Annotated in this window: 11 protein-coding genes; 3 read left to right on the forward strand and 8 right to left on the reverse strand. The window is 68.5% G+C overall.

Annotated features, from left to right (window positions below):
- Positions 1-5 precede the first annotated feature (5 nt).
- From dapA to ACSFA2_RS12775, 6 genes are all read right to left on the reverse strand, one after another.
- The gene (gene dapA, locus ACSFA2_RS12750; RefSeq protein ID WP_435455691.1) at positions 6-908 is read right to left on the reverse strand and encodes a 4-hydroxy-tetrahydrodipicolinate synthase; all 903 of its coding nucleotides are present in this window, start codon (positions 906-908) and stop codon (positions 6-8) included.
- Between the two features lie 40 nt (positions 909-948).
- Positions 949-2,736: an ABC transporter permease subunit gene (locus ACSFA2_RS12755; protein ID WP_435455692.1), complete on the reverse strand. Its 1,788-nt coding sequence runs from the start codon at positions 2,734-2,736 to the stop codon at positions 949-951.
- 3 nt (positions 2,737-2,739) lie between these two features.
- Positions 2,740-3,828 (reverse strand): ABC transporter ATP-binding protein, encoded by a 1,089-nt coding sequence (locus ACSFA2_RS12760; protein ID WP_435455693.1) that lies wholly within the window; start codon positions 3,826-3,828, stop codon positions 2,740-2,742.
- A gap of 34 nt (positions 3,829-3,862) precedes the next feature.
- Complete coding sequence (locus ACSFA2_RS12765; RefSeq protein ID WP_435455694.1) at positions 3,863-4,948, reverse strand: ABC transporter substrate-binding protein; 1,086 nt, start codon at positions 4,946-4,948, stop codon at positions 3,863-3,865.
- A gap of 48 nt (positions 4,949-4,996) precedes the next feature.
- Complete coding sequence (locus ACSFA2_RS12770) at positions 4,997-6,436, reverse strand: FAD-binding oxidoreductase (protein WP_435455695.1); 1,440 nt, start codon at positions 6,434-6,436, stop codon at positions 4,997-4,999.
- Positions 6,437-6,636: 200 nt separating this feature from the next.
- The gene (locus tag ACSFA2_RS12775) at positions 6,637-9,600 is read right to left on the reverse strand and encodes an L-glutamate gamma-semialdehyde dehydrogenase (protein WP_435455696.1); all 2,964 of its coding nucleotides are present in this window, start codon (positions 9,598-9,600) and stop codon (positions 6,637-6,639) included.
- Positions 9,601-9,694: 94 nt separating this feature from the next.
- On the opposite strand from ACSFA2_RS12775, the gene ACSFA2_RS12780 reads away from it, so the two are divergent.
- Positions 9,695-10,174 (forward strand): Lrp/AsnC ligand binding domain-containing protein, encoded by a 480-nt coding sequence (locus ACSFA2_RS12780; protein WP_435455697.1) that lies wholly within the window; start codon positions 9,695-9,697, stop codon positions 10,172-10,174.
- Positions 10,175-10,176: 2 nt separating this feature from the next.
- On the opposite strand, the gene ACSFA2_RS12785 is transcribed toward ACSFA2_RS12780, so the two are convergent.
- Positions 10,177-11,088 (reverse strand): LysR family transcriptional regulator, encoded by a 912-nt coding sequence (locus tag ACSFA2_RS12785; protein ID WP_435455698.1) that lies wholly within the window; start codon positions 11,086-11,088, stop codon positions 10,177-10,179.
- Positions 11,089-11,237: 149 nt separating this feature from the next.
- On the opposite strand from ACSFA2_RS12785, the gene ACSFA2_RS12790 reads away from it, so the two are divergent.
- The gene (locus ACSFA2_RS12790) at positions 11,238-11,954 is read left to right on the forward strand and encodes an SDR family NAD(P)-dependent oxidoreductase (protein WP_435455699.1); all 717 of its coding nucleotides are present in this window, start codon (positions 11,238-11,240) and stop codon (positions 11,952-11,954) included.
- A 6-nt stretch (positions 11,955-11,960) separates the two neighbouring features.
- Positions 11,961-12,245, forward strand: coding sequence for a tautomerase family protein (locus tag ACSFA2_RS12795; protein ID WP_435455700.1), 285 nt, complete (start codon positions 11,961-11,963; stop codon positions 12,243-12,245).
- Here the strand turns inward: ACSFA2_RS12795 and ACSFA2_RS12800 are convergent.
- Positions 12,168-12,854 carry a YggS family pyridoxal phosphate-dependent enzyme gene (locus tag ACSFA2_RS12800; protein WP_435455701.1) on the reverse strand — a complete coding sequence of 229 codons (687 nt, stop codon included), beginning with the start codon at positions 12,852-12,854 and terminating at the stop codon, positions 12,168-12,170. The genes ACSFA2_RS12795 and ACSFA2_RS12800 overlap by 78 nt on opposite strands.
- Positions 12,855-12,863: the final 9 nt, after the last annotated feature.

The raw sequence follows: 12,863 nt of genomic DNA on the forward strand, positions 1-12,863 counted from the left end.
GCCGTTCAGCCCAGGCCTTCGGTGCGCGCGAGCTGCCGCGCGACCTCGACGCGCAGGCGCGCCTGGAGGTCCGCAGCCGGCGCCACCAGCGGCGCGAGCATGCCCGGCGCATCGACGCCGATCAGGTCCATCACCGACTTCATCGGGCCCGGGTTGGTTTCGGCGAAGGCCATGTCCATCAGCGGGATCAGGGCGCGGTGCGCGGCCAGCGCTTCCGCGGTGCGCCCGGCGACAGCCAGTTCGTAGATGGCACGCCAGGCCCGCGGCAGCATGGTCGCCGTCACGACGATGCCGCCGCGCGCGCCGGCGGCGAGATGCAGCGGGAACAGCGAGTCTTCGCCGCTCAGCACTGCAAAGCTCGGGTCCACGCCCGCCACCACGCGCAGGAAGTGGTACATGTCCGTGTTGCAGGCCTTCATGCCGATGATGCGTTCGTGCCGCGACAGTTCGTGCAGCACTTCGGGCTGGATCGCGACGCGCGTGCGGTACGGGATCTCGTAGATCAGGATCGGCAGCGGCGACTCATCGGCGAAGCGCAGGAAGTAGTCGCGCACGCCCGCCTGCGTGGGGTTGGTGTAGTAGGGCGTCACGACCATCAGCGCATCGACGCCGGCATCGGCGAAGGCGCGGCCCGAATCCATCGCGTCGTGGTAGCCCGGGTCGAGCACGCCCGGCACCACCGGCACGCGGCCGCCCACCGCCTCCACGCACAGTGCCGCCATCCTGGCGCGCTCGGCACGCGACAGCGCGCCGTATTCGCCGGTGCCGCCGAGCGGCACCAGGCCGTCGATGCCCTGCTGGAGCAGGTAGGCGATCAGCGTGCGCGTGGCCGCGACATCGATGCTGTCGTCGGCGTGGACGGGGGTGGGGATGGCGGGCAGTACGCCGCGCAGACGGGTCGCGTCCATGGGAGATCCTTGAGGAGTGTCGAGAGAGAAGAGAAAGCGTTCAGCGGGCCAGGCTGCGTCGCCGCAACCGGTCGGCCACGCCGATGAGCACGGCGACGAAGACGAAGAGACAGGTCGAGACGGCCGCGATGACCGGCGAGATCTGCAGCGTGACCTCGTCCCAGAACTGCTTGGGCAGCGTCGAGTTCAGGCCTCCCGAGGCGAACAGCGAGATGGTGAGTTCGTCGAACGAGGTCGCGAAGGCGAACAGGAAGGACGACATCAGGCCCGCCATCAGGATCGGGAAGGTCACGTAGCGCAGCGTCTGCAGCGGCCGTGCACCGAGGCTTTGCGCGGCCAGGTCGAGCCGCGTGTCGTAGTTGCGCAGCACGGCCATCATGGTCATCACCACATAGGGCACCGAGATCACGGTGTGGCCGAGGATGAGCCCCAGCGAGGTGCCGACCAGGCCGACCTTGGCGAACAGGTAGAACATGCCGACGGCGATGATCATGCGCGGCACGATGATCGGCGACAGCACGAAGGCCAGCAGGAACGACTTGCCACGCATCTGCGAACGCGCCAACAGGAACGCCATCGGCGTGCCGATGAGCATCGACAGCACGCCGGCACCGGCGCCGACGATCAGCGAGCGCGTGAGCGCCTGCATCCACAGCGGCGACGCGAACATCTGCTGGTACCACTGCAGCGAGAAGCCGCGCGGCGGCCAGTTGAGGCCCGAGTTGCCGGCGAAGGACAGCGGGATCATCAGCACCGTCGGGATGCTGAGAAAGCCAAGCAGCACCAGCACCACCATCAGCATGCCGCGCGACTGGCCCGGCTCGCTGGCGTGCGCGCGGCGGCGGCGCGGCACGAGGCGCGCGAGCGCATCGCTGGCCTTGCCCAGTGCAGTGAGGATCGCCTCGCCGGCCGCGTGCGACCAGCCCGAGGCCGCCACCGGCCGGGCGCGGTCCGACGCGCTGCCCGTCATCGTCGACAGGCCCAGCAGCCGGTCGTAGAGCGCGAAGACGGCCAGCACCACGATCAGCAGGGCGACAGACACCGCACCGGCGAAGCCCCAGTTCAGCGTCTGCTGCACCTGGTCGATGATGATCTGCGTGATCATGGTTTCGCGGCGGCCGCCCAGGAGCGCCGGGAAGATGAAGAAGCCGATGGCGGTGACAAACACCATGATGGCGGCCGCGGCCACGCCAGGCAGCGAGAGCGGGAAGTACACGCGCCAGAACGCGGAACCCGGCCGTGCGCCCAGCGTGAGCGCGGCGCGCGGCAGGTTGCGGTCGATGTTCTCCATCACCGAGAGCATCGTGAGCACGGCCAGCGGCATCAGCGCATGCACCATGCCGACGAGTGTGCTGCCGAAGCTGTAGAGCAGGCTCATCGGCGCATCGACGATGCCCAGTGCCAGCAGCAGCTGGTTGACCACGCCGTTGCGGCCCAGCAGCACGATCCAGGCGAAGGCGCGCACCAGGAAACTGCTCCAGAACGACAGCAGCACCCAGAACAGCAGCCGCCCCTTCTTCTGCTGCGGCAACGACGAGATGAGGTAGGCCACCGGGTAGCCGGCGAGCACCGAGAAGAAGGTGGTCCAGAGCGAGATCTTCAGTGTGATCAGCAGCACGTTGAGGTACACCGACGACGCGAAGAGTTGCCGGTACGACGCGAGGCTCAGCGCGCCGTCCTTGTAGAAGCTCAGGAGCAGCAGCTGCGCCACCGGGTAGACGAGCAGCGCCAGCAGCAGGAGCAGCATCGGCGCCGCCAGCAGCAGGTTGCGGCGCAGCGCGCGCCCGGCGGGACGCCTGGAAGCGACGGGATGAACAGCCGAGGACATCGCCTACTCCGCGATGGCGACCGCGTCGGCCGCCTGCCAGTGCAGAGAAAGCGTTTCACCGACGCGGTAGCGGGTGCTCTGCTGCGAAGTCGGGAAGGCGACGGTGATCGGCGCCTCGCCGGCGAAGGGCGCCTGCAGGTACAGCTTGGTGAGGCTGCCGGTAATCATCACGTCGAGCACCTGCGCCGACAGCGCAGGCACATCGGGCACGGCGTGCTGCACGCCCAGGTTCTGCGGCCGCACCAGCACCCGCACCTTGTGGCCTGGCGCCGGCAAGGGGCCGTGCACGGCGGCACCCGCCTGCACGCGGCCGCCGTCGAGCGTCACCTGCACAACGTCAGCGTTCGTGCCGGTGACGGTCGCCTCGAACAGGTTCGACTCGCCGAGGAAGTCGGCCACGAAGAGCGTGCGCGGGCGGAAGTACAGGTCGGCCGGCGTGCCGAGTTGCTCGATGCAGCCGCCGTTCATCAGGCAGATGCGGTCGGACATGGTCATCGCCTCTTCCTGGTCGTGCGTGACGTAGACGATGGTCGTGCCCAGCTCGCGGTGGATGCGCTTGATCTCCATCTGCATGTGGTCACGCAGCTTCTTGTCGAGCGCGCCGAGCGGCTCGTCCATCAGGATGATGGCTGGCCGATACACCATGCATCGCGCCAGCGCGATGCGCTGCTGCTGCCCGCCCGAGAGCTCCTTCGGAAAGCGCTGTGCCACGTGCGGCAGGCGCACCATCTCCAGCGCCTCCTGCGCCTGCTTGCGCGCCTCTGCCGGCTTCACGCCGCGCATCTTCAGCGGGAAGGCGATGTTGTCTTCCACCGTCATGTGGGGGAAGAGCGCGTAGTTCTGGAACACCATGCCGATGTCGCGCTCGTACGGCGCGCCGTAGGTCACGTCGACACCATTGATCAACATCGTCCCGCTGTCGGGCTGCGAGAGCCCGGCGATCAGGCTCAGCAACGTCGTCTTGCCGGAACCCGACGGCCCGAGCAGCGTGAGGAACTCGCCGTTGGCGACCTCCAGGTCGGTGGGCGCGAGGGCGGTGACGTCGCCGTAGCGCTTGCACAGGCCGGAGATGGTCAGATTGGACGAAGGCATGGTGTGGACTAGAAGAACGATCGATGCGAAATGGTCAGGCCAGCACCCAGCCGTTGAAGCGCTCGATGACGGCGGCCTGGTTGTCGAGCCAGTAGCGCGCGTTGATCTGCACGCCGCTCTTCATGTTCTCGGGGCTGGTCGGGCTGTTCTTCGCGATCTCGGGCTTCACGTAGTTGAAGGCCTCGGGCTGCGTGAAGCCGGCGGCGAAGAACTCGGCCTGCACCGCCTGGCGCTTCGGGTCGGACGCGAAGCGGATGAACTCGCGGCAGGCGTCGGCGTTGGGCGTGCCCGCGAGGATCGACCAGTTGTCGACGCCCCAGAGGTTCTGGTTCCAGACGATCGTCACGTCGGCGCCCTTGCCGATGGCCTGCTGCGGCCGCGACACCCAGGTGGCGACCATGTCGACCTCGTTCGACATCAGCATCTGCTCGACCTGTGCGCCGGAGTTCCACCAGACGTCGACCTTCGACTTGACCTTGTCCAGGCTGGCGAAGGCACGGTCGAGGTTGGCCGGGTAGACCTGGCCGGGCGCCACGCCGTCGGCCATCAGGGCTTCCTCGATGGTGTCGAAGGGGTGCTTGCGCAGCGAGCGGCGGCCGGGGAAGTCCTTCGTGTTCCAGAAGTCGGCCCACGAATTGGGCGCCTTGCGGCCCTTGAACGCCGCGTTGCGGTAGGCCAGCACGGTGCTGTACACATTGGTGCCCACGCCATAGGGCGACATGTACTGCGCCGGGATTTTCGCGACGTTCGGGTCGGATTCGACACCGTGCTTCTCCAGGTAGACCTTGGGGCCGCTGGTCAGGATGAGGATCGCCGGCTGGCTGATCTTCGCCATGTCCCAGGTGTAGTTGCCGGTCTCGACCATGCTCTTGATCTGCGCGGTGGGCTCGGCATTGGCCTGCACCGGCACGACCTCGATGCCGGTCTTGGCGGTGAAGGGCTTGTAGAACGCGGCCGCGTAGGCCTGGCTGTAGATGCCGCCGTCGTCACGCACCACGATGCGCTTGCTGGCGGCGCGTGCCGGCGTCCAGATCGTGGGCGCGGCAAGGGCGACGATGCCGCTCGCAGCCGCTTTCAGGGCGTTGCGACGGGACGGTTTGCTGGGGGGCAGGGTGTGCATGACGAACTCCTTCGGTGAAAGAAAGGGAAGCAGGGACGGGGACGGGAATCAGGGGGCACGGGGCGGCGGCGCCTCGGGCACCAGGCGGCCCGGGTTGAACAGGTTCTGCGGGTCGATCGCCTGCTTCATGCGGCGCATCAGGCCGAGCTCGACCGGCGACTTGTAGTGCGCCATCTCGTTCAGCAGCGTGCGGCCGACGCCATGCTCCGCGCTGAAGGTGCCGTGCAGGCTGTGCGCCACGTCGTTCACGCTGTGGCGGATGCGCTGGGCCATCGCCTCGGGGTCGGCCACGGCCTCCCATTCGGCGAAGGTGAAGAAGGGGATGAAGTGCACGTTGCCGTCACCCAGGTGTGCCACGATGACGATCGGAAGGCCGGGCACGATGGCGTGCACTGCGGCGGTCGCACGCTCGATGAACGCGGGCACCGACGACACCGGCACGGCGCTGTCGGTGGTCAGGCCCACGCCGGCCTTCTTGTTGGCTTCGGAGACGCTGTGCCGGATCTCCCACATCGCCGCGCGCTGCGCGCCGCTGCTGGCCAGCACCCCGTCGAACAGCAGTTCCTGTTCGGCCGCCTGCCCGAGCACCTGTTCGAGCGTGGCCTGCAGCGCCTCCTGCGCGCTGGTGTCGGACAGCTCGATGAGCACATGCCACGGATGCAATGCCGACAGCGGGTTACGCCGGCTGGGCAGTTGCTCGATGACGATGCGCAACTGGTTCGCATCGATCATCTCGAAGGCCGAGAGGCTGGCGCCGCAGGCCGACTGGAACATGCCCAACAGTTGCAGCGCCGCCGCCGGCGTGCGCGGCGCCACCCAGGCGACGGCGTGCGAGGTCGGCAGCGGATGCAGCTTGAGCGTGGCCGCCGTGACGATGCCCATCGTGCCTTCGGCGCCGATGAACAGGTGCTTCAGGTCGATGCCCGTGTTGTTCTTGCGCAGGGTGTAGAGCCCGTCCCAGACGGTGCCATCGGGCAGCACCACTTCGAGGCCCAGCACGTTGTCGCGCGTGTTGCCGTAGCGCAGCACGCCGGTGCCGCCGGCATTGGTCGCGATGGTGCCGCCGATCTGGCAGGAGCCCTCGGCGCCCAGGCTGATCGGGTACAGGCGCCCCTGCGCGGCCGCGGCCTCCTGCACGGCGGCCAGCACGCAGCCGGCCTCGACTTCCATGGAGTTGTTGGCCGCATCGACGTTGCGCACGCGCCGCATGCGGGCGAGGTTCACGATGACCGGCGCCACGCCTTCGGTGCCCGGCACCGCGCCACCGCAGAGGCTGGTGTTGCCGCCTTGCGGCAGCACGGGCACGCCGTGCGCCACGCACAGGCGCACGACAGCGGCGACCTGCGCCGTGCTCGACGGCTGCACCACGCACGCCGCCGGGCCGCGGTAGCGACCGCGCCAGTCCTCGGTGAAACCGGCCACGTCGTCGTCCGTCGTGAGGACCGCGCCGGACCCGAGGAGATCGATCAGCTGTTCGTTCAAGGTCATCTTTGCACCATTTGGGTGAGGGCCATGCGGCCCGCGACTGCTTGGATTCAGTGTACGCAAACCCCATGCCAATGAATTGCATAGTGCACTCTTCAATTGATATGAGATTACTTTCAGGGAAAGCACTGAGCCCGGCCTGCGGCGGAAACGCCACAGGGCCGGGCCCAGGGAACCGATCTGCGCGTCGCGCAGGCAGGATGTCAGTGCGTGGCGGCGAGCAGCGCCGCGTTGCCGCCGGCCGCCGCGGTGTTGATGGTCAGCGTCTGTTCGGCGCAGAAGCGGTAGAGGTAGTGCGGGCCGCCCGCCTTCGGCCCGGTGCCGCTGAGCCCTTCGCCGCCGAAGGGCTGCACCCCGACCACCGCCCCGATGGTGTTGCGGTTGACGTAGACGTTGCCGATGTGCGCCTGCGCGGCCATGGCCAGCGCACGCGAGTCGATGCGCGTCTGGATGCCGAAGGTCAGGCCGTAGCCGAGTGCATTGATGCGCTCGACCACCGCGACCGGGTCGCCCGACCAGCGCACGATCTGCAGCACCGGGCCGAAGATTTCGTTGCGCACGTGCTCGACCGATGGCACCTCGAAGGCCTGGGGTGCGATGAAGTTCGGCATGGGTGCTGTCCCTGGCGCCGCCACCGGCGACGCGACGATCGGCCGGCCGTGCACCGCCAGCGCGTCGATGGCGCGCGCCACGTTGTCGAAGGCCTCGGCGTCGATCAGCGGGCCGACATCGGTGGCCAGCAGCGCCGGGTCGCCGCCGGCCAGTTCGGCCACCGCACCGCCGATCATCTCGATCACGCCATCGGCGATGCCTTCGTGCACGCACAGCAGGCGCAACGCCGAACAGCGCTGGCCGGCCGAGCGGAAGGCGCTCTGCACCACGGCATCGATCACCTGCTCGGGCAGCGCGCTCGAGTCGACCACCATCGCGTTGATGCCGCCGGTCTCGGCGATGAGCGGGACGATCGGGCCGTCCTTCGCGGCCAGGGCACGGTGGATGATCTTCGCCACCTGGGTCGAGCCGGTGAAGACGACACCGGCCACGCCGGGTGCGGCGACCAGCGCGGCGCCGACCGTCTCACCCGGGCCGTGCAGCAGTTGCAGTGCATCGGCGGGCACACCAGCCGCGTGCAGCAGCTTGACGGCTTCGAGCGCGACGCCCGGCGTCTGTTCCGCCGGCTTGGCCAGCACCGTGTTGCCGGTGGCGAGCGCGGCCGCGACCTGGCCCATGAAGATCGCCAGCGGGAAGTTCCAGGGGCTGATGCAAACCCACGGTCCACGCGCGACGAGGCGCAGTTCGTTCGATTCACCCGTCGGTCCTGGCAACGCCACCGGCTGCATGATCCGCTCGGCCTCGTCGGCGTAGTAGCGCAGGAAGTCGACGGCCTCCCGCACCTCGGCGATGGCGTCGCCCCAGGTTTTGAAGGCCTCCTTCACCAGCAGCGCGCAGAAGCGCGGGAGTTCCGCCTGCAACGCATCGGCCGCGTGGCGCAACCGGGCCGCGCGCTGGGCGACGGGCGTGCCGCGCCATGCCGGCAACGCACGCATCGACAAGGCCACGACGTGCTCGGCGCGCGCTGCATCGAACAGCGGCACCACGGGCACGGGCGTGTTCGCCAACGCCGCCAGCAACGGCGCGCGCATCGTGGCCACGGCCAGGTCGAGGCCTTCGCTGTTGCGCCGCACCGGTGCCGCCCCGTAAAGCAACGGCGGCAAAGGCAGCGACGACACCGCCGACGCATGCAGCGGCGAGGCCAGCAACTGGTCGACCGGCACGCCGTCGTCGCCGAGCTGGTTCACGAAGGAGGAGTTGGCGCCGTTCTCCAGCAGCCGGCGCACAAGGTAGGCCAGCAGGTCCTTGTGCTGCCCGACCGGTGCATAGACGCGCACATGCGCGGTCGTCGCCTTCATGACCTCGCGGTACACGCCCTCGCCCATGCCGTGCAGGCGCTGCAACTCGAACCCTTGCGAGCCGGCCATCTGCAGGATCGCGGCGATGGTTCCGGCGTTGTGCGTGGCGAATTGCGGGTAGATCGCATCGGGCGCGGCCAGCATGGCGCGCGCGCAGGCGAGGTAGCTCACGTCGCTGTGGTGCTTGTGCGTGAACACGGGATAGTGCGGCAGGCCGAGTTCCTGCGCGCGCTTGATCTCGGCGTCCCAGTAGGCGCCCTTGACCAGGCGGCACATCAGCCGCAGCCCGTGGCGGCGCGCAATGGCCACGACCTCGTCGATGAGTTCGAGTGCGCGCGTCTGATACGCCTGCATCGCCAGGCCGAAGCCGCGCCATTGCGGCTTCTCGGCTGCGATCCGCGCCGCCAGCGCCTCGAAGACCTCCAGCGAAAGTTCGAGCCGGTCGACCTCCTCCGCGTCGATCGTGAGGTTGAGGTTGGCGTCGGCCGCCAGTGCGCAGAGCTGCCACACGCGCGGCACCAGCTCGCCCATCACGCGCTCGCGTTGCGCGTCTTCGTAGCGCGGATGCAGGGCGCTCAGCTTGATCGAGATGCCGTCGTTGTGCTCGGGCGCGCGCGCGGCGTCCGACTGGGAGCCGATGGCGCGGATCGCGTCGGCGTAGCTCTGCAGGTAGCGCTGCGCGTCGGCCTCGGTGCGGGCGCCCTCGCCCAGCATGTCGTAGCTGAAGCACAGCGCCGGCTGCTTCTTCTGCGCGCTGCGCGCCTCGCCCATGGCTTCGCGGATGGTCTGGCCGAGCACGAACTGACGGCCCAGCAGTTGCACCGCGCGCAGCGTCGCGGCCACCACGGTGCGCGAGCCCAGGCGCGCCAGCAGGCCGGGGGGATGGTCGCTCTCGGGCAGGAAGCGCTTGGACAGCGCGATGGCCGAGGACGACAGCCGCGCCAGCGTGGAGTCGGCCGCGCCGTCGAAGTCGGCCCGGCCGAGCTGGTCGGCGGTCAGCGCGATCGCGGTTTCGGCGTCGGGCACACGCAGCAGCGCCTCGGCCAGCCGCATCAGCGCCAGGCCTTCGGCGCTGGAGATCGGGTATTCGCGCAGCAGGCTTTCCATCGCCCAGAAGGGCGGCGGGTTGTTCCGCACGGCCTGGACCCAGGGCGCCGCATGCACGGCGGCCTGGTGCCAGTCGAGCGCGCCTTCGAGGACGGCGAGACGGTGGGCGACGACGTCGGTTTCGGGGCGGTAGGGGATCGGCAGGCGCATGGGAAAACTCCAGGAGGGGTGGTTGCGATCGTGCCGCCAGCTTGGACGAGTTATTCACCAAATTTCATGCCGTCCGCTGGATAATCGGCGCCGAATGAGCAGCGACCTACCCGGACTCGACCGTATCGACATGAAAATCCTGAAGGTTCTTCAGGAAGACGGCCGCCTGTCCAACCTCAAGCTCGCCGAGACCGTGGCGCTGTCGCCCACCGCCGTGCTGGCGCGCGTGCAGCGCCTCACGCGCGAGGGCTACATCCAGGGCTACGAGGCGCGGCTCGACCCGCACAAGCTGGGGCGAGGATTCACCGTCTTCGTCGAGGTGCTGCTCGACCGCACCACGCCCAACGTGTTCGACGCCTTCAAGGCGGCGGTGCAGGTGCGCGACGAGATCATGGAATGCCACATGGTGGCCGGCGGCTTCGACTACCTGCTCAAGACCCGCATGGCCGACATGGCGGCGTACCGGGATTTCGCGGGCACCGTGCTGTGGCAACTGCCCGGCGTGCGCGAGACGCGGACCTACGCGGTGATGGAAGAGGTGAAGAGCAGCGCGCGGATTCCGCTGCCTGGCTGAGGCTACGCGGCGCGCTGGGCGAGCAGATAGTCGACGAACACGCGCACCCGCAACGGCACGAAGCGCCGGTGCGGATACAACAGGCTGTGGGGCCGCGACCGCCCGCCGAAGTCCTTCAGGAGCTCGACCAGCCGACCCGTGCGCAGGTCCTCCTCGACCACGAAGCGATAGGCCTGGAACACACCCGCGCCGTGGCGCGCCAGCGTGGCGCCGGCGACCACATCGTCCGAGCATGCATAGCCACCGGTGGTCTGCAGTTCGAGGTCCTGGCCCTCCTGCCGGAACAGCCACGGGATGGGGCGCCCGCTGCTGGGCAATTCGAACTGGACGCACTCGTGGGCCCGTAGGTCATCGAGGGTCAACGGCGTTCCGTGGCGCCGCAGGTAGTCGGGCGATGCGACCACGACCAGCGGCGTGTCCTCCAGGTGCCGCGCCACCAGTGTGGAGTCGCCCGTCGCCCGCGCCCGTATCGCCAGGTCGTAGCCCTCTTCCGCGAAGTCGATGTTGCGGTTGCTGACGTTGACCTCGACCTTCACGTCGGGGTGGCGCTCGCGGAAGGCCGGCAGCAGGGGCAGCAGGCGGTAGTGGCCATAGGTGGTCGGGGCGCTGATGCGCAGCAGCCCGGAGGGCGCGGCCTGGTGGCCCGTGACTTCACGTTCGGCTTCGACCAGCTGGTTCAGGGCCTGCCGGCATTGCTCGAAGTACGCGCGCCCCGCCTCGGTCAGGCGCATCTGGCGGGTGGTCCGTGTGAAGAGACGCACGCCGAGCCGCTCTTCGAGCCGCGAGACCGAACGGCTGACGGCCGCAGGCGTGACCGAGGCGGTCGCCGCTGCCGCCGTGAAGCTGCCTTGCTCCGCGGCGAGGCAGAACAGCTCGATGCTGCCCAGCATCACGTCGTCGAACTGCCGGTTCATGGGGTGCGGCTCGCTTGATTCATTACATCATGTACGCATAGATGTTCGGTGAACCTACTTTAATCGACAAAAGAACATCAATAAAGTCGATGCAACAGATCCAGCAACCCGCCACGGTCTGCATGTCATCCCTTGAAAGGACCTTCCTCATGACTTCCAACGCTTCCCAAGTCGCCGTCATCACAGGCGCCTCCAGCGGCATCGGCGCAGCACTCGTCCAGGCGTATCGCAAGGCCGGCTTCCGGGTCGTCGCCAACTCGCGGTCGATCGGCCCCAGCGCGGATCCGGACATCCTCGCGATCGCGGGCGACGTTGCCGAGCGCGCCACGGCCGAGCGGATCTTCAGCGAGGGCGTGGCGCGCTTCGGCCGCATCGACACGCTGGTCAACAACGCCGGCATCTTCACGGCCAAGCCGTTCACCGCATTCACCGGCGAGGACTGGGCGGCGAACATCGGCACCAACCTCGCGAGCTTCTTCCACATCAGCCAGCTGGCCGTGAAGCGGATGGAAGCCCAGGGGTCGGGCCACATCGTCCAGATCACGACGAGCCTGGCCGACCAGCCGATCAACGGCGTGCCGTCGGTCCTGGCGTCGCTGACCAAGGGCGGCCTGAACGCCGCCACCAAGTCGCTGGCCATCGAGTACGCGTCGCGCGGCATTCGCGTGAATGCGGTCGCGCCCGGCATCGTCAAGACGCCGATGCATCCGCCTGAAACCCACGCGACGCTCAGTGGCCTGCATCCGCTGGGCCGCATGGCCGACATCGAGGAAATCGTCGACGCGGTGCTGTTCCTCGAGAACGCCAAGTTCGTGACGGGCGAGATCCTTCACGTCGACGGCGGGCAGGCCGCCGGCCACTGGTGATCCGCCATGCCCTACATCAAGATCGAGATCACGCGCGAAGGCGTGACCCAGGAACAGAAGCAGCAGCTGATCGCGGGCGCGACGGAGCTGATGGTGCGGGTGCTCGACAAGGACCCGGCCAGCACCTTCGTCGTGATCGACGAAGTGGATCTGGACAACTGGGGCGTGGGCGGCCGTCCGGTCGTCGAATGGCGCCGAGAGCAGGCCGCGGCGCTAGCGCTGGCCGAAGATCGCCGTGCCCACGCGGACCAGGGTGCTGCCCGCGGCGACCGCGGCTTCGAGATCGGCTGACATCCCCAGCGACAGGGTGTCGAGTTCGATGCCGGCCGCGCGGATCTCCTCGAAAACGGCCGTCGCGCGCAGGAACAAGGCCCGCTGCGCGTCGAAATCGGGGGCCGGTTCCGGGATCGCCATCAGCCCGCGCAAGCGCAACCGTGGCAATGACGCCACGGCCTGCGCCAGCGCCAGCGCCTCGTCGGCCGACACGCCCGACTTGTTGGCGCCGCCGTCGACGTTGACCTGCAGGCAGACCTGCAGCGGCGGCAAACCGTCCGGCCGCTGGTCCGACAGTCGCTCGGCAATCTTCAGCCGGTCGATGCTGTGCACCCAGTCGAAGTGCTCGGCCACCACGCGCGTCTTGTTGCTCTGCAGAGGGCCGATGCAGTGCCAGACGAGCTGCGCACGCAGGTCGGCCAGGGCTTCGATCTTGGCCACGCCTTCCTGCACGTAGTTCTCGCCGAAGGCGGTCTGGCCCGCCACCAGCGCCTCGCGCACCGCCTCGGCCGGGAAGGTTTTGGAGACGGCCAGCAACTGCACCGCCGTCGGGTCACGGTCGGCCGCCGCGCAGGCCGTCACGATCCGTGTGCGAACTTGGTGGAGGTTGGCGGCAATCATCGTCATAATCATCCA

The sequence above is a fragment of the Variovorax cryoconiti genome (genome assembly GCF_051216395.1).
GTDB lineage: Bacteria > Pseudomonadota > Gammaproteobacteria > Burkholderiales > Burkholderiaceae_C > Variovorax.

Coding starts and splice junctions, on each gene's coding strand:
- dapA (WP_435455691.1), bottom strand. CDS start 908: ATGGACGCGACCCGTCTGCGCGGCGTACTGCCCGCCATCCCCACCCCC.
- ACSFA2_RS12755 (WP_435455692.1), bottom strand. CDS start 2,736: ATGTCCTCGGCTGTTCATCCCGTCGCTTCCAGGCGTCCCGCCGGGCGC.
- ACSFA2_RS12760 (WP_435455693.1), bottom strand. CDS start 3,828: ATGCCTTCGTCCAATCTGACCATCTCCGGCCTGTGCAAGCGCTACGGC.
- ACSFA2_RS12765 (WP_435455694.1), bottom strand. CDS start 4,948: ATGCACACCCTGCCCCCCAGCAAACCGTCCCGTCGCAACGCCCTGAAA.
- ACSFA2_RS12770 (WP_435455695.1), bottom strand. CDS start 6,436: ATGACCTTGAACGAACAGCTGATCGATCTCCTCGGGTCCGGCGCGGTC.
- ACSFA2_RS12775 (WP_435455696.1), bottom strand. CDS start 9,600: ATGCGCCTGCCGATCCCCTACCGCCCCGAAACCGACGTCGTCGCCCAC.
- ACSFA2_RS12780 (WP_435455697.1), top strand. CDS start 9,695: ATGAGCAGCGACCTACCCGGACTCGACCGTATCGACATGAAAATCCTG.
- ACSFA2_RS12785 (WP_435455698.1), bottom strand. CDS start 11,088: ATGAACCGGCAGTTCGACGACGTGATGCTGGGCAGCATCGAGCTGTTC.
- ACSFA2_RS12790 (WP_435455699.1), top strand. CDS start 11,238: ATGACTTCCAACGCTTCCCAAGTCGCCGTCATCACAGGCGCCTCCAGC.
- ACSFA2_RS12795 (WP_435455700.1), top strand. CDS start 11,961: ATGCCCTACATCAAGATCGAGATCACGCGCGAAGGCGTGACCCAGGAA.
- ACSFA2_RS12800 (WP_435455701.1), bottom strand. CDS start 12,854: ATGACGATGATTGCCGCCAACCTCCACCAAGTTCGCACACGGATCGTG.